We start from the raw sequence: 15221 nt of genomic DNA, 5'->3' as shown, positions 1-15221 counted from the left end.
GTGACCGCCTCACCGGTGCCGTACGGCGCCCAGTCGATGGTGGCACCGCTGCACCACGTGCTGGTCAAGACGCCCGGTGCGGCGTTCGCGGCCGCGCACGACGAACCGGTGCACGGGTACCGTCACCCGGTCTCGCTGACGACCGCCCGTCGTGAGCATGGCCGGTTCGTGGCACTGCTGTCCGGACTCGGTGTCACGGTGCACGAGCTCGGGGCGGAGTCGACAAGCCCTGATCTGGTCTACCAGTTCGACCCGTCGCTCGTGACCGACCGAGGGGCCGTCCTGCTGCGGTCGGGCAAGCGGACGCGGCGTAGCGAGGAGGATCTCCAGGCGGCCTGGTTCGCTGTGCACGGCATCCCGATCCTCGGGCACATCGAGCCGCCCGGCACCGTCGACGGCGGCGACGTGTGCTGGCTGCGACCGGACATCGTGTGCATCGGCAGGTCGCTGCGGACCAACCAGTCCGGCATCGACCAGCTCACGGCGCTGCTCGACGCGCGCGTCCACACCTTCGACGTGCCCCATGGCGCCGGCGAGCACGAGTGCCTGCACCTGCTCAGCGTCATCTCGCCGGTGACCGACGAGATCGCGGTCGTCGAGCTGGCGCGCCTGCCCTCGGGCCTGTACCGGCTGCTCGAGGACATGGGGATCACGCTCGTGCCGGTGCCCGCCGAGGAGGTCCCGACGCTGGCGTGCAACGTGCTGGCCGTCCGGCCGGGCGTCGCCGTCATGTGCGAGGGCGACCCGACGACCGCGGCGCTGCTCTCGGGCCACGGCGTCGTGGTCCACACGTTCCCGGGGACCGAGATCTGTTGGAACGGCAGCGGCGGGCCGACGTGCTTGACCCGGCCGCTCCATCGATCCTGATCGGGGCTGGTCAGCCGAACTCGAGCACGGGTCGCGGGGTGTAGTGCGCTCCCAGTCGGTCGATCTGGTCGTCGGTCAGCGTGACCTCGACCGAGGCGGCGGCCTGCTCGAGGTGGTCGAGGCGGCTGGCGCCGATGATCGGTGCTGTCACGACCGGCTGGTGCAGCAGCCACGCGAGCGCCACCTGCGCCGGTGTCGCGCCGATCTCGTCGGCGACGTCGGCCGCGGCGTCGATGGTCGCGTCGGAGGCGTCGCCGTAGAGCCGGTCGGCGTAGGTGTCCGAGGCCGAGCGGGTGGTCGAGCGGCGTGTGCCGGCCGCGAGCAGCCCACGGGCCAGGGGGCTCCACGGCAGGACGCCGACGCCCAGGTCGGCGCACAGCGGCAGCATCTCGCGCTCCTCCTCGCGGTACAGCAGATTGTAGTGGTCCTGCATGCTGACGAACGGCGTCCAGCCGTTGACCGCCGCGACGTGCCGGGCCTTAGCGAACTGCCAGGCCCACATGCTCGATGCGCCGATGTAGCGAGCCTTGCCGGCCTTGACGACGTCGTGGAGCGCTTCCATCGTCTCCTCGATGGGGGTGTCCGGGTCCCAGCGGTGGATCTGGTACAGGTCCACGTACTCGGTGCCGAGGCGCTCCAGCGATCCATCGATGGCGCCCATGATGTGCTTGCGCGACAGACCGCCGGAGTTCGGCTTCGTCTCGTCCCACGTGAAGTAGACCTTGGTGGCGATCACCACGTCCTCGCGTTCGGCGTGCCGCGACAGCAGTTCGCCGGTCACCTGTTCGCTGACCCCACGCGAGTACATGTCCGCGGTGTCGAAGAAGTTGATCCCCAGCGCCAGCGCACGCTCGACGAAGGGTTCGGCCTCTTCCAGCCCGAGCGTCCAGTCGCGCCAGTCAGGGTCGCCGTAGGTCATCATGCCCAGGCAGATCCGCGACACCTGCATGCCGGTGCTGCCGAGCCGCACGTGCTCCATGTCCGATGTCCTCTCGCCGTCCGTCGGGTCACTGGTACCCAGCGCCCCTGCCCTCGATCCGACGCACATCGCTGGGCGCTGAGGGACATCATTGGACGCCGAATGACACGCCCGAGGACGTCGCTCGTGCACCGAAGGTGTCCTCCGTGCGTTGGCCGCGTCCCTCGCCTCGGGTGCATGCCGTGGCCGGCGGGTACGGTCCGCCGCATGGACGGCATTGGGGTGACCCGGCCGTGAGGGGCACCGTACGGGTCGGCACGAGCGGCTGGCAGTACGACGACTGGCGTGGCCGGTTCTACCCGGACGGCGTGCCCAAGCGCCGGTGGTTCGCGTACTACGCGGAGCGCTTCCCGACCGTGGAGATCAACGCGACGTTCTACCGGCTGCCGGCGCCCACGACGGTCGAGCGCTGGCACGACGTGGCGCCCGACCGGTTCCGCTACGCGGTCAAGGGCAGCCGGTACCTGACCCACATCAGGAAGTTGAACGACCCGGCCGGACCCGTCGCGACGATCACCGAGCGGATGTCGCCGCTCAAGGCGTTCCACGGTGTCTGGCTGTGGCAGCTGCCGCCGAACCTCCACGCGGACGTCGACCGTCTCGACCGCTTTCTGGACGCGCTTCCCGCGGGTCCCGGGCACGCCGTCGAGTTCCGGCACTCCTCGTGGTACGTCGAAGAGGTCGAGGCAGCGCTGGCGGAGCAGGGCGTGGCCTGGGTCTGGCTGTCGGACCGCCAGCTGCCCGACACGGCGCCGGTGACCGCCGACTTCGTCTACCTGCGCCTGCACGGCCTCGACGACGATCCCGACCGGCGCTACCGCTGGGACTACACCGCGGCGGAGTTGGCCCCCTGGGTGGAACGGCTTCGGGCCGCGGCGACCGACGGACGCGACGGCTGGGTCTACTTCAACAACGACCACGCGGCCAACGCACCACGCAACGCCGCGATGCTGATCGACCTGCTCGGTGACGCCCCGGAGCCGTGGCCCTGACCGGTGACCTGGTCAGACGCGGCCGCGCCACACGCCGACCGGCACGAAGTTGAGTGGGACGTCGACGAGGATCAGCTCGGTCGCCTCCTGCCCTGCGATCTCGAGGCGTTCGACGCCGTGGATCTTCACGGCGTCACCCGTCTTGATCGTGTCGTCGTTGAGTGTCGCCGCTCCGTCGATGACGTAGAGGTAGGCCCCGCGGCCCTGGACGACGTCGTGGGACAGGTCCGCCCCCGGCTCCAGGCGCGTGACCAGTGCCCGGGCGTCCTGGTGGAGGTCGAGGCCCGGCTCGTCCTCCGGGCTCATGATGGTCAGCCAGCGGTCCGTGCGGTCCTCGATCGTGTACTGCCGCTGCTGGACCCCGTCGGCCAGGCCCTCCTGTGACGGCAGGATCCAGAACTGGATGAAGCGCAGCGGCTCGTCCTCGGAGCCGTTGCGCTCCGAGTGCAGCGCGCCATGGCTCGAGAACGTCATGACCTGGGCGGCGCCGGGCGCGAAGACCCCGTCGTTGCCGAGGGAGTCGGCGTGCGCGAACGACCCCTCGACGACGTAGGTGAGCGACTCGATGTCGCGGTGTGGATGCATCGGCCACTCGGCGCCGGCGATGATCGCGTCGTCGTTGAAGACGCGGAGCGCCCCGACACCCATCTGCTGCGGATCGTGGTAGTGGTCGAAGCTGAAGTGCCACCGGGCCGTGAACCACCCACCATCGGTCTCGAAGATCTCGTCGGCACGTCGGATCGTCAACATCGGTGCCTCCCAGCACGCCGTCTGTCCTGACCCAGACGGTACGTGCCGGTGCGGCGACCCGCACCGACGGGACGTCGCGACGTCCGGCGGGGACGTCCCCGGCCGGCGATGGGTCCGCGCATGCGGCGGATCACCCGGGCAGGACGTTCCACCGGGCGAGCGCCCGACGGTCGTGGTACCAGCCGAGCGTGCCGACCGCGGCCGTGTCGAGCAGCAGCCGCCGCCCCTCGGTGATCGGCAGTTCGACCCACGCGGCGGCGAGGGCACGCAGCAGGTGCCCGTGGGCGAACAGCAGCGTGTGGCCCGGCAGTTCGAGCAGTTGTGCGATCGAGTCGTCGACGCGGCGCTGCATCGACGCGACCGACTCCCCGCCGGGGGCGCCGTGGGTCCACACGAGCCAGTTCGGCGTGTACGCCAGGATCTCGTCGCGGGTCAGGCCCTCGTAGTCGCCGTAGTCCCACTCCATGAGCGGCTCGTGGACCTCGGCTTCACCGCCGTACCCGGCGAGCGCGCAGGTGTCGGCGGCGCGGCGCAGCGGGCTGGTCCAGACACGATCGTACGTGCCGGCCGTCAACCACCGGCCGGTGCGGCGGGCGCTGTCCATCCCGGTGCTGGTCAGTGCGATGTCGGTGCGCCCCGTGTGCCGCCCCGCGGCGCTCCACTCGGTCTCGCCATGACGGACGACGGTGATCCGTTGGCTCGCGTGGTCCATGCCCAACCTCCTCGCCGGCGCCTCTCCTCCCTGATCGCGGCCAGGCGGGTTGAACGGCCCTGCCAGCACGTCGACGAGGTCGACGTAGCGGTCGTGGGCTGCGTCGTGGAGCGCACGGTGTCGAGGTCAGGATCGCAGGAGGTTGTGACGCTGACCAGTCCCGGAGCCTCGTCGAAGAGCAGCCCGAGCGCCGTCATCCCGACCAGTGCGGCGCCGAACGCCACAGCCTCCGACACGGCGGACACCTCAGCGGGACGTCGAGGATGTCAGCGACCGTCCGGAGCCAGACGTCGGAGCGGGTGAGCCCGCCCGCAGCACGCAGCCGGGACACCTCGCGGCCGCTGTCGGCCAACGTGATCCGGCAACCGTGCAGCGTGTGCGCGACGGCCTCGGCGCGCTGTACCACCGTCACTTCTGGATCGACTTCACAGACGCGGCGATGGACCCGGGCGAGCTGATCGCCGCGCTGGCGGCGGACCCCAACGCCGCAGCGCCCGGCGAGGTTTCGAGCGTCGAGACCGGCGAAGACGAGCGCTCGCGGACCCTGCAGGTGGGCACCGAGTTCGTGGTCCGCCCGCCGGGCCCGTGGGACGGTCCGGTCCGCGTGATCGACCGAACTTCGACCAGCTTTACGCTTCGTCACCCTCGCTGGGCACATGGAGGCCGAGCCGCTCCAGCTGCGCTTCGCGCGGCGTCCGCAGGAGCGGATGCTCGACCTCGTCGAGCGGCGCCAGGCGATGGTCGACCGCGCGGGCTGACCGGCTTCGGGGAGGTCGGGAAGCCCGACATTGGCGGCTACCGCGTCGAACGACATGGCCGACCGTACAGGTCTCGGTTGAATTCCCGTTCACCCGCCGGTGACCGACTCGTCCGCTGGGCGCATGGCGGCTACTCTGAAGCCGCGTTGGAGCGGGACGATCACTCCATGGAGGGCGGGAAGGGCGCGCTGTGTCGCCGCCAGCGCGATGAGCGGGTCACTTCTTGAGTCTTGGGAGCACATATGGTCAGGTCTATGGTCAGGTCTGTAGTTTCCGCGTTGGCGATGGTGGCTGTGCTGGTGCTTGCGGTGCCGGCGCACGCAGCCGAGGGCGACGCGTCCGAGGTGACGTTCGTCCACGGCATCCGTGGGTTCTTCACCGACGTCTACCTCGACGACGAGTTGATCCTGAAGGGCTTCGCACCGGAGCGGGTGACCGAACCGATGAACCTCGATCCCGGGGAGCACCGCATCGACCTGCGCGAGGCCGACGCACCCGCCGACGCCAAGCCTGCGGTCACCAAGACCTTCGACGTCCCCGCCGGCGCCAAGCTGACCGCGATCGCCCACTGGACGGGGGTCGAGGACTGCACGATCACGCTGTACGACGACGTGGGTGACATGGTCGCCGCGGGGTCGGGCAGGCTGGTCGCGCGGCACGCGGCCGCTACGGGAAAGGTCGAGTTCTCGTTGGACGACATGACGTTCGACAAGCCACTGACCCCCGCGTCCGAAGTGTCCGAGTCGGTCGACCCTGGTGAGCACACGGTTGCGGTCAACAGCGCGGACGGGCTGTCCAAGTCCTCCAGCGTGCCCGTGCCCGAGGGCAGCGCGCGGGTCGTCTACCTGGTCGGCAGCGCGAAGGAGAACACGCTGGGCCTGTTGACCCAGACGGTCGACGGGCTCGAGTCCGACCCGGCGGGTGTGCCGACCGGCAACAGCGGCCTGGCCGCCACCTCCGAGACGGGCACTCCCGAGCTGCCCCTGGCGCTGCTTGCGCTGTCCGGTGCCGCCCTGCTCGTGGGCCTGCGACGCGGAAGGGTCTCAGCACGCGGGTGACACGACGTCGCGGCGCCGCGACCGTCGCGGCGCTGACGACGATCGCCCTGCTCGCCGGAGGTTGCGGTTCCGGTGCACAGGACGCGGCGTCCCCGGTGGCGTCTGCCTCGTCGGCACCGGCCACGGAGTCCGAGCGCACGATGCGCGAGATCATCGCGGCGCAGGCTTCGCCCCCACCGGTGGGGGAGGACGAGCAGCCGCTGGCCCCCGACGGCAGCGGCCCCGTGGGCCACCGGTCGGCGCGCATCGAGGACGTCGAGCGGGAGGGCGCGCTCAGGCCCACGCGCGTGCGGATCCCAGTCCTGGGCATCGACGCCCCCGTCGCGGCGCTCGGCGTCGCCGCGAGCGGCGAGATGGACGTGCCCACGGATGCGCAGAGCGTCGCCTGGTACGAGTACGGGCCGAGTCCCGGCCAGGAGGGCTCGGCGGTGCTCGCCGCCCACGTCGACTACAACGGTGTGCGCGGCGTGTTCTTCGACCTGGCACAACTCGACAGGGGTGACCGGGTGACCGTCGAGCTCGACCGCGGACGCGCGCGCACGTTCACGGTCGAGGAGCGTGCGTCGGTCGAGAAGGAGGCCCTGCCGATCGACGAGCTGTTCCGGCGCGAGGGCCCTCCTGTGCTCACGCTCATCACCTGCGGTGGGGAGTTCGACGCCGCAGCGCGGTCGTACCGCAGCAACGTCGTCGTACGGGCGGTCCCCACCGGCTGAGGACGATCGTTCGGACGTGCGCCTGCAGGCGCACATCGTTGTGGGAATACCAACGCATGGCACATCGTTCACACGAACAGCGGCGGTGCGGGGTAGGCTGGACACAGCCGCGGGCACCATCGGTGCGGATGTCGAGTTTGCGGCGCGTGCTGTGACCAGATCCACGGGGACCGGTCGGCAGTCGACCCGGAACGGCACACGAGTGGCGCCGTCCGCGTCCCGGGAGCGATGGACCCGGTCACGGTGACCGCCGACGTGGTGGCACGCATGCCGTCCACGTCGGCGCCCTGGGAGGTGCGGCGCGATGGAGCGCGCCGCGAGCCGATGGTGTGCACGGGCGCGCACCGATCGGCGGATGTGTAGTAGTGGCGGCCGTGCCGGAGTGCCCGGCACGGAGCATGAAACGAGAGAGCAATCAGCACCGACACACTGATGAGACCAGTCAGTCCCCAGCAGGCCAAGGCGCTGGCGCAGGCGGAGCTCGACGGCGTCGCGTCCGACGACGAGATCGCGATGCTCGAGGCGGAGGAGGACGCCTGGGTCGTGGCGCTGCACGAGCTGCGGCGGGACGTGCTGGCCACGATCGACCGTGTGAGCAGCACGGTGACAGGGCCGGAACGGGGACTCGTGCTTGCGGACTTCTCCGACGAGCGTGAGCGGATCGAACGCAAACTCGTCGAGCTGACCGGCGAGGAGCTGCCCTCAGACAACGACGACCGGACCGATGCGACCGGGTCCGACGAGGACGACGCCGACGACGATGTGCCCGACTCCGGCGTCACGCAGCTGCAGCTGTCGTGGCACCGCGGTCGGATCGTGGCCTGGGCCGCCGGGCACGACGCCGAGGTCGAGCCGGCCGCACAGGTCCTCGAACGGCTGCGCTCCGCCGGCGCGTCGACCGATCGCTGGGAGCCCGCCCCCGACGTGACGCTGCCCGACGGTCGGACGGCCGAGGCAGTGGCCGCCCCCGTGCAGACAAGCCTGGGGTGGCTGGTGTCCCTGGGCTCCGGTGACGAGGGTGATCGCGGCGCGAGCGTCACATGGATGGGGTTGGCTGCCGCGCTCGCGGTGCGTCTGGTCGCTCGCGGGCGCGCCGTGCCGCAGCTGATCAAGGTGGGCGACGCGCCAGGCAACCGGTCGCACTTCGCCGTGCACTGGGAGCCTGCGCTGATCGACCACGACGAGCTGTCCGAGCTGACCCGTGCGATGCCCGGCGTCATCGCCGTGCTCGAGCGTCAGCGCGACGCGCGTGCCGTGACCCAGACCGTCGTGGCGGGGTTCGTCGATGCGATCTGTCGTGACGGCGCCAGCCGGGTGGAGGTCCCGTCGCCGCCGCCGCAGCCGCGCAACGCCTCGGACGTCGCCGAGACCCTGCTGTGCAAGCTCGACGGCGCCCAGTTCGAGGCCCCCCACCAGCACGGCATCGAGATCAGCAAGGGCCTGCGCACATGGGCGTCCGGGACGATGGGTGCGTCGAAGGTCGGCCTCACCGTCCATCTCGACGCGCCCGACGACGGCGACGCCTGGCTCGTGCGCACCCTCACCGAGGACGGCGGACGCAGCGGCGCGACCGTCGAGGCGGCGATGTCGCGTGCGAGCCACAACCGCAAGGAGACGCTCAAACGTGAGCTCGAGCGCCTCGAGCGCCTGTACGCGCCGCTCATGCGCAGCCGCGACGCCCGTCGCGGGCAGGTCGTGCTCAGCCAGGACGAGGCGTGGGACCTGATGACCATGCGCGGTCCGATGCTCGCCGCCGCGGGATTCGACGTCCGTGTGCCTCCGCTGGCCAGGAAGAAGGCGACACCGTCGCTGCGGGTCACGTCGGTCGAGGGCGAGACGGCCGTCGGCGCCCAGCAGCTGACCGCCGTGCGCTGGTCTGCGGTGTTCGACGACGTCGAGCTGTCCGCCGAGGACGTCCGCCGCCTCGCGTCAGAGTCCCGGCCGATGGTCAGGTCGCACGGCCAGTGGGTGGAGGTCGACCACGCGGACCTCGAGGCCGCGGCTGAGGCCCTCGCCGAGCGTGCGAACCGCACACAGCTGACCGGCGCTGACATGCTCCGCTACGCCCTGGGACTCGACGGGACAGCACTTGGTCGAGCGGTCTCGGTCTCGGGTGAGGGCTGGGCCGCGGACCTGTTGCGCAGCGCGGCCGAGATCCCCGAGCACCCGCCCACCCGTCCGCAGGGGTTCAACGGCGAGCTCCGCGGCTACCAGGCCAACGCGCTGGCGTGGCTGGACTTCCTGGACAACGCCGGGCTCGGCGGCTGCCTTGCGCTCGACATGGGCCTCGGCAAGACGCCGACGGTGCTGGCGCACCTGTGGCAGGAGCGCGACCAGGGCCCGTCGCTGGTCATCGCACCCAGCGCGGTGGTCGGCAACTGGGCGGTCGAGGCCGACCGCTTCGTCCCCGGTCTGCGCACCGTGATCCACCATGGCGCCGACCGTGCCGACGCTCGCGACATCGCCGACGAGCTGGCCTCGGCCGACGTGCTGGTGACGACGTACGGGACCGCGGTCCGCGACATCGACGGGCTGGCCGACGTCCACTGGGGCAAGGTCATCCTCGACGAGGCGCAGGTCATCAAGAACCCGACCAGCGTGACCGCGCAGCAGCTGCGCCGCCTCGAGGCGAACAACCGGATCGTCCTGACCGGCACACCGATCGAGAACGGGCTCGGCGACCTGTGGGCGCTGATGGACTTCGTCAACCCCGGGCTCGTGGGTGACCGCGCGACCTTCGTGACACAGATGCACCAGGCGAGCGCGGCCGGTAGCACGGCCGAGTCGGCACTGCGCACGCTCAACGGCGTCCTGGTGTTCCGCCGTACCAAGGCCGAGCCGATGATCGCCGCGGAGCTGCCCGACCGCATCGACAAGCTCAACCACTGTCCGATGACGGCCGAGCAGATCGGGCTGTACCAGGCCGTGCTCGACGACCTGGTGGCGCAGACCGCCGACGACGAGCTCGGCAACAAGCCCAAGGGCGCGGTCCTGGCTGCGATCACCGCTCTCAAGCAGATCTGCAACCACCCCGAGGCCTACACCCGCGACGGCGGCCCGCTGGCCGGGCGGTCCGGCAAGCTCGCACGGCTCGAGGAGATCATCGACGACGTCTTCGAGGCGGGGGAGCGCATGCTGGTGTTCACCCACTTCGCGACGTGGGGCGAGCAGCTCGCGAGGCACCTCAGCGCCCACACCGGTGTGCCCATCGCCTGCTACCACGGCGGGCTCGCCCGCACCGCACGCGACGAGATGGTGCGCGCGTTCCAGGACGGCACGGGTCCGGGCGCGCTGGTGCTGTCGCTCAAGGCCGGCGGCACCGGTCTGAACCTGACGTCGGCGAGCCACGTCGTGCTCTACGACCGCTGGTGGAACCCCGCGGTCGAGGACCAGGCGCGCGACCGGGTGTGGCGCATCGGCCAGAACAAGACCGTCATCGCCCACCGGCTCGTGTGCCCCGGAACCGTCGACGAGCGCGTCGAGGAGGTTGTGGCCGGCAAGCGGCGGATCGCCGACCTGGCGCTGCCGAAGTCGAGCTCGATCGACGACCTCGACAGCGACCAGTTGCGACGCGCGCTCGGCATCGATACCGACGCGCTGCTGACCGACGAGTACGCAGACATCGAGCCGGTCAGCGTGGGGGGTTCATCATGAGCGTTCGACGTACCGAGAAGCAGAAGGCATCATCATGAGTGCGAGGGGACGGAGCAGCCGGCGGCGCAGCCGGTCGGGCGGTGCTTCGCAGCGCACCCGGGCGCGTCAGCAGCACGCGGGCCCGAGCTTCTGGGGCGACCCCGCCAAGCTTCCGTCGTCACCTGGTGACGTGCGGATGACCGCCGATCCAGCCGCCGTGCCGCGGTCGTTGGGGCCGCCCCCGCTGCCCGGTCACGAGAACGCGGCGGAGCACTACTTCGCCGCCGTCTACGACCGGGCGGTCACCACGGCCGGCGCGCTTGCGGCCGCCGGTGGCCTGATCGACCCTGAGGCCCTGGCCGACGAGCTCGGGCAGTGAGCAGGCCGATCGGCGACTGATCCGCACTGGCCGGCAGCACGGTGACTGGAGCGACCTCATGACGGATGTGGCGGCTGGCGCGCGGGCGCCGCGGCGGTTTGGCGCGACCATGCCGGGTGTGGTCCTGGTCGGCCTGGCGGCTGCGCTGTGGGGCACCGACGGGCTGTTCCGCCAGGGCCTGGCACTGGAGCTGCCGGCGGCCACCGTCGTGGCCTGGGAGCACGCGATCGTCGTCGTGCTTCTGATCCCGCTCTTCGCCCGCACGTGGCAGGCGTGGCGATCGATGCCCGTCCGTGACCGCGTCGCGGTCGCGGTGATCGGTGTCGGCGCCTCGGCCGTCGCCACCACGCTGTTCACCGCGGCCTTCCGCTTCGGCGACCCGGTGACGCCGCTGCTGCTGCAGAAGCTGCAGCCGCTCATCGCGGTCGCCGGCGCCCACGTGCTGCTCGGCGAGCGGCTGACTCCGCGGTACCTGTGGTTCCTGCTCGGCGGACTGGGCGGCGCCTGGCTGATCACCTTCACGGACCCGACGGCCGTCACGGTCCCGGCCGCCGCGGCGGGAGCACTGGCTCTGGGCGCGGCGACCCTGTGGGGCCTGGGGACGGTGCTCGGGCGCGGGCTGGCAACGAGCGTCGCCTTCGCCGAGCTGACGACCATGCGCTTCGTGTTCGGCCTGCCCGCCGCCGCTCTGATCGCGATGGGCATGGACGGTCCCGACGCCTTGGCGATCACCGGCGCGGAGGTCGCGCCGCTCATCGCGCTGGCGCTGATCCCGGGCCTGGCGGCGCTGCTCCTGTACTACCGCGGCCTGCGCACCACGCCGGCGTCGGCGGCGACGATCGCCGAGCTGACGTTCCCGCTGACGGCGATCGCGCTGGGGGCGCTGGTCTTCGGCACCACGCTCACGACGACGCAGTGGCTCGGTGCGGCCGTGCTCGTCGCGACGATCACCGCGATGGCGCTGCTCGCGCGCAGCGGCGATCGCGGTGTCGGCGTCGCGCGACGCGGTCCGGCGCTCGTCGGCCGCGACGCCCCGCTGTCGGCCGAGCCCGCCGGCGTGCGCTGACCCTCCTCGCACGTCCGATCATCCGAGCACAGACGAGCCGGGTCCGATAGTGGTGCTCCTGACCGGCGCCTCACCGATCACCGCGGACCTGCGGACGTTCGCGATCGCATTCGGCGTGACGTCGGTGCTACAGCAGTACGCGCTGCACCAGTTGGGACGTGGTCGCAGCCAGCCCCTGATCGCGACCGTCTTCGAGCTGGTGCGCATGACGCCGACCCTGCAGGCCACATCACGCCTGCTCCACGCGGCGCCGACCACGTTCCGCGTGACCCCCAAGGGCCGCCAGGACGTTCGGCGCGCCAACGCGCCGGCTGCTGGTCGTGCTGTTGGGCATGTCCATCGCCGCGGCGTGCTGGTACTTCGCCACCCTCGCCGGACTGACCGGTGTGAGGTACGCCAGGCCCGGCGTCGTCCACGCCGCCGCCCTGTGGCTCACCTTCAACACCGTGCTGCTCGGTGTGCCCGTCACCCGCACCCTGGCCCAGCGCTACGCCGGAGAGCGCCGCGCGAGCTGACGCTTCCGGTTCGACAGTCCGGCGCTGCTCGACGGGCGTCCCTGCCGCGTGCTGGACGTGTCACTGACAGGCGCGCGGGTCGAGATGCACGGCGCGGCGGCCCCCGGCGGCGTGCAGGCCGCGCCGTTCGAGCTCGTGCTCGGCGATGACGCCAAGCCTGCCTCATGCGCACACGTGAGCCGCTCGACGGCGGTCGGGTGCGGCTGGGCCTGCAGTTCATCGACGACGACCCGGTCGGTCGGGCGCGCCTGGCGATGTGGGCCTTCCGCAACCGCCCCCGAGGTCGCCGAGGGTGCGGGCCAGCGCCCCGTGCAGCGACGACGCCGGGTCCGCGCCGCCTGAGTTGCCTGCTCACCCCACCCCGCCCCGCTCGAGGCGAGCGCGCAGCTCCTCGGATACCGCGACCGCCTCGGGCATGCGGACCGGCGTGATCGACACGACCCCGTCCCGGAAGGCACCGACGTCCGTGCCGTCGAGCGTGTCGGGTTCGGTCACGTCGACGAACGCGTGCCGGTAGCGGTCCGGTCCAACCGCGTCGAACAGCCCGCCGTAGCGCACGCGGGCGATGCTCGTGACACGTCGCGGCGTGTCCGGCGTTGCGTCGAACGGCATGTTGACCGTGACCACGTCCGCCTCGTCCCACATGCGGACGTCCCACACGTCGCGCAGGATCTCGGCGCAGGTCGCCGCCAGCACCGACCACTGGTCGGTCGCCGCGGGGGAGCGCGCGTGCGTCCGCCAGGCGGCGTAGTGCGCACCATCGACGCCGGTGGAGAACGCGATCGCCGGCAGCCCGCTGATCCACCCCTCGACGGCCGCGCCGACGGTGCCCGACGACAGCAGGAACGCGGTGCCGTGGTTCAGGCCCAGGTTGATGCCCGAGACCACGACGTCGGGCGGTGGATCGCACACGATGTGGACACCGAGCTGCGTCGCGTCGGCCGGGTAGCCGGTGCAGGCGATGATCGGGATGCCCTCCCGTTCGGTCGTGGTCATGTTGATCTCGCGGCTGCGGGAGATGGCCTTGCCGATCCACGACCGCTCTCGGTCCGGGACGACGACGGTGACCGCACCGACGTCCCGGAGCGCACGTGCGAACGGCGGGAGCGCGGGGGAGTCGACACCGTCGTCGTTGGTCAGCAGCAGGTGGCGCATCGGACGTCGGATCCTCCCAGAGGCGCGCGTGCGGGTCAGTTGCGCGCCAGGATCGCTGCAGTGGTGATCGTTACCCAACGGTTACCGGGCTGCGAAGGCGTTGCGAAGCCCATCTCCCATGGTGATCACACGGCATCGGAACCGATGGCGGGACCGGTGCGAAGCGGGGCGGCCACGGCAGCCCCACCATGCGGAGGCGTGCACAATGAACACCTCGACCCCCACCGCACCATCGGGTGGTGTCGGGTTCCCGCGAACCCGGCGCATCGCGCGGGTGTGGCTGACCATCCTGACCTTGCTTGCACTGGTCGTTCCGATCACGGCCGCAGGTGCCACGACCGACACTGCCGAGGTCAGGGTCTACTTCACCCCTGCCGGCACCGAGTGCGACGTCGTGGAGCCGTATACACGGACGGTTGCATCACCGGCCGTGCTGACCGGCGCGCTCACCGAGCTGCTCGCCGGCCCGACCGATGACGAGCGACCGGCGACGGCCACGATGTTCTCCGACGCGACCGCGGGCATGCTCCGGTCCGTCGCGATCCGTGACGGCGTGGCCTACGTCGACTTCGCCGACCTGCGGCAGGCCATCCCCAACGCGTCGAGCGCATGCGGGTCGGCCAGCCTGCTGGCGCAGCTCGATGCGACGACCGAGCAGTTCCCGACCGTGCTCCGGGCGCGCTACTCGATCAACGGCAGCCAGGCGACGTTCTACAACTGGCTCCAGCGCGATGTCCCCGGCGAGAGCACCGTCAACAGGACCCTGGGCTCGCTGCGCAACACCGCGACGATCCAGCGGAGCACCGGTGCCGAGGCGACGCTGCGCGCCGTCCGCGTCGGCCGGCACGACGGCTTCGACCGCGTCGTGTTCGAGTTCGACGGCGGACGCCCCGCCTACACCATTCGCTACACCGGTGTGGCGACGACCGGCGGCGCAGGTGCGCCGATCGCGGCCGGTGGCACGACGGCGCTGCAGGTCGACATGGCCGCACGCACGATCGACATGGAGGCCGCGGAGTTCCCCCGCACCTTCGACAACGCCGTGCTGACGCCGCGGTACCCGACCCTACGCACGGTGCGCTACGGCGGTGAGTTCGAAGGTCTGGCGACCTTCGGCGCCGGGCTCACGGCGCGGACGGGGTTCCGCGTGCTCGAGCTGTCGAACCCGACCCGGCTGGCGATCGACGTGGCGCACGGCGCAACGGTGCGCCGGCTGGACCGCGGTGACCGCGGCGCCGACGTCGCCGACTGGCAGCTGCAGCTCAACACCGTCCAGCACGGGCACTTCGCCAGCTCGACGACGCCGACGTTCGGACCGCTTGCGACCGATGGCATCTTCGGTCCCAACACCGAGCGCGCGACCCGCGTGTTCCAACGGGCCGAGGGCGTCGCGGTGACCGGCGAGGTCACCAGCGCGACCCGCGGTGCGATGCGCAGGGCCCTGACCCGCGCCGCCGCCATCAGGGCGTGACCGAGCCCGTCGCGCACCCGCGTCCGACCGCATCCGCGGCCGGGCGCGGGTCCATGTCCGCGCCCGACCCGCCAGACGACCGACACGTGGGCGGGCCGTCTGACGTGGCCTCAGGTAGCGGCAGCGGTAGGCCGTCTGACGTGGCCTCAGGTAGCGGCAGCGGTAGGCCGTCT

Annotated in this window: 13 protein-coding genes; 9 read left to right on the top strand and 4 right to left on the bottom strand. The window is 71.4% G+C overall.

Going from position 1 to position 15221, the window contains the following annotated elements:
- A complete protein-coding gene (locus VK923_13785) occupies positions 1-867 on the top strand; it encodes an arginine deiminase family protein (GenBank protein ID HSJ45746.1) in 867 nt (288 codons plus the stop codon).
- A gap of 10 nt (positions 868-877) precedes the next feature.
- Here the strand turns inward: VK923_13785 and VK923_13780 are convergent, their stop codons facing one another.
- Positions 878-1846: an aldo/keto reductase gene (locus VK923_13780; GenBank protein HSJ45745.1), complete on the bottom strand. Its 969-nt coding sequence runs from the start codon at positions 1844-1846 to the stop codon at positions 878-880.
- 233 nt (positions 1847-2079) lie between these two features.
- Here VK923_13780 and VK923_13775 point away from each other — a divergent pair, with 233 nt between their 5' ends.
- On the top strand, positions 2080-2838 hold the full coding sequence (locus VK923_13775; protein ID HSJ45744.1) for a DUF72 domain-containing protein: 759 nt from the start codon (positions 2080-2082) through the stop codon (positions 2836-2838).
- A 12-nt stretch (positions 2839-2850) separates the two neighbouring features.
- On the opposite strand, the gene VK923_13770 is transcribed toward VK923_13775, so the two are convergent.
- Positions 2851-3588 carry a pirin family protein gene (locus tag VK923_13770; protein HSJ45743.1) on the bottom strand — a complete coding sequence of 246 codons (738 nt, stop codon included), beginning with the start codon at positions 3586-3588 and terminating at the stop codon, positions 2851-2853.
- A gap of 130 nt (positions 3589-3718) precedes the next feature.
- Positions 3719-4300, bottom strand: coding sequence for a histidine phosphatase family protein (locus VK923_13765; GenBank protein HSJ45742.1), 582 nt, complete (start codon positions 4298-4300; stop codon positions 3719-3721).
- A 1012-nt stretch (positions 4301-5312) separates the two neighbouring features.
- Here VK923_13765 and VK923_13760 point away from each other — a divergent pair.
- From VK923_13760 to VK923_13735, 6 genes are all read left to right on the top strand, one after another.
- Positions 5313-6116 carry a DUF4397 domain-containing protein gene (locus VK923_13760; protein HSJ45741.1) on the top strand — a complete coding sequence of 268 codons (804 nt, stop codon included), beginning with the start codon at positions 5313-5315 and terminating at the stop codon, positions 6114-6116.
- Positions 6113-6829 (top strand): class F sortase, encoded by a 717-nt coding sequence (locus tag VK923_13755; GenBank protein ID HSJ45740.1) that lies wholly within the window; start codon positions 6113-6115, stop codon positions 6827-6829. The genes VK923_13760 and VK923_13755 overlap by 4 nt, the downstream gene beginning before the upstream one ends.
- Before the next feature lie 432 nt (positions 6830-7261).
- Complete coding sequence (locus tag VK923_13750) at positions 7262-10483, top strand: DEAD/DEAH box helicase (GenBank protein HSJ45739.1); 3222 nt, start codon at positions 7262-7264, stop codon at positions 10481-10483.
- A gap of 175 nt (positions 10484-10658) precedes the next feature.
- The gene (locus VK923_13745; GenBank protein HSJ45738.1) at positions 10659-10841 is read left to right on the top strand and encodes a hypothetical protein; all 183 of its coding nucleotides are present in this window, start codon (positions 10659-10661) and stop codon (positions 10839-10841) included.
- Positions 10842-10899: 58 nt separating this feature from the next.
- Positions 10900-11907, top strand: coding sequence for a DMT family transporter (locus tag VK923_13740; protein ID HSJ45737.1), 1008 nt, complete (start codon positions 10900-10902; stop codon positions 11905-11907).
- A gap of 332 nt (positions 11908-12239) precedes the next feature.
- A complete protein-coding gene (locus VK923_13735; protein HSJ45736.1) occupies positions 12240-12422 on the top strand; it encodes a hypothetical protein in 183 nt (60 codons plus the stop codon).
- A 351-nt stretch (positions 12423-12773) separates the two neighbouring features.
- Here VK923_13735 and surE read toward each other — a convergent pair whose 3' ends face one another.
- Positions 12774-13577 carry a 5'/3'-nucleotidase SurE gene (surE, locus tag VK923_13730; protein HSJ45735.1) on the bottom strand — a complete coding sequence of 268 codons (804 nt, stop codon included), beginning with the start codon at positions 13575-13577 and terminating at the stop codon, positions 12774-12776.
- A gap of 205 nt (positions 13578-13782) precedes the next feature.
- On the opposite strand from surE, the gene VK923_13725 reads away from it, so the two are divergent.
- Positions 13783-15048 carry a peptidoglycan-binding protein gene (locus tag VK923_13725; GenBank protein HSJ45734.1) on the top strand — a complete coding sequence of 422 codons (1266 nt, stop codon included), beginning with the start codon at positions 13783-13785 and terminating at the stop codon, positions 15046-15048.
- Positions 15049-15221 lie beyond the last annotated feature (173 nt).

Source organism: Euzebyales bacterium (assembly GCA_035461305.1).
GTDB lineage: Bacteria > Actinomycetota > Nitriliruptoria > Euzebyales > JAHELV01 > JAHELV01.
This window is presented reverse-complemented; position numbering and strand designations above follow the sequence as displayed.

What these genes read in the sequence shown, in the direction of transcription:
- VK923_13735 (HSJ45736.1), top strand. Translation starts at nt 12,240, where the DNA reads ATGTCCATCGCCGCGGCGTGCTGGTACTTCGCCACCCTCGCCGGACTG.
- VK923_13770 (HSJ45743.1), bottom strand. Translation starts at nt 3,588, where the DNA reads ATGTTGACGATCCGACGTGCCGACGAGATCTTCGAGACCGATGGTGGG.
- VK923_13750 (HSJ45739.1), top strand. Translation starts at nt 7,262, where the DNA reads ATGAGACCAGTCAGTCCCCAGCAGGCCAAGGCGCTGGCGCAGGCGGAG.
- VK923_13780 (HSJ45745.1), bottom strand. Translation starts at nt 1,846, where the DNA reads ATGGAGCACGTGCGGCTCGGCAGCACCGGCATGCAGGTGTCGCGGATC.
- VK923_13765 (HSJ45742.1), bottom strand. Translation starts at nt 4,300, where the DNA reads ATGGACCACGCGAGCCAACGGATCACCGTCGTCCGTCATGGCGAGACC.
- VK923_13760 (HSJ45741.1), top strand. Translation starts at nt 5,313, where the DNA reads ATGGTCAGGTCTGTAGTTTCCGCGTTGGCGATGGTGGCTGTGCTGGTG.
- VK923_13745 (HSJ45738.1), top strand. Translation starts at nt 10,659, where the DNA reads ATGACCGCCGATCCAGCCGCCGTGCCGCGGTCGTTGGGGCCGCCCCCG.
- VK923_13740 (HSJ45737.1), top strand. Translation starts at nt 10,900, where the DNA reads ATGACGGATGTGGCGGCTGGCGCGCGGGCGCCGCGGCGGTTTGGCGCG.
- surE (HSJ45735.1), bottom strand. Translation starts at nt 13,577, where the DNA reads ATGCGCCACCTGCTGCTGACCAACGACGACGGTGTCGACTCCCCCGCG.
- VK923_13725 (HSJ45734.1), top strand. Translation starts at nt 13,783, where the DNA reads ATGAACACCTCGACCCCCACCGCACCATCGGGTGGTGTCGGGTTCCCG.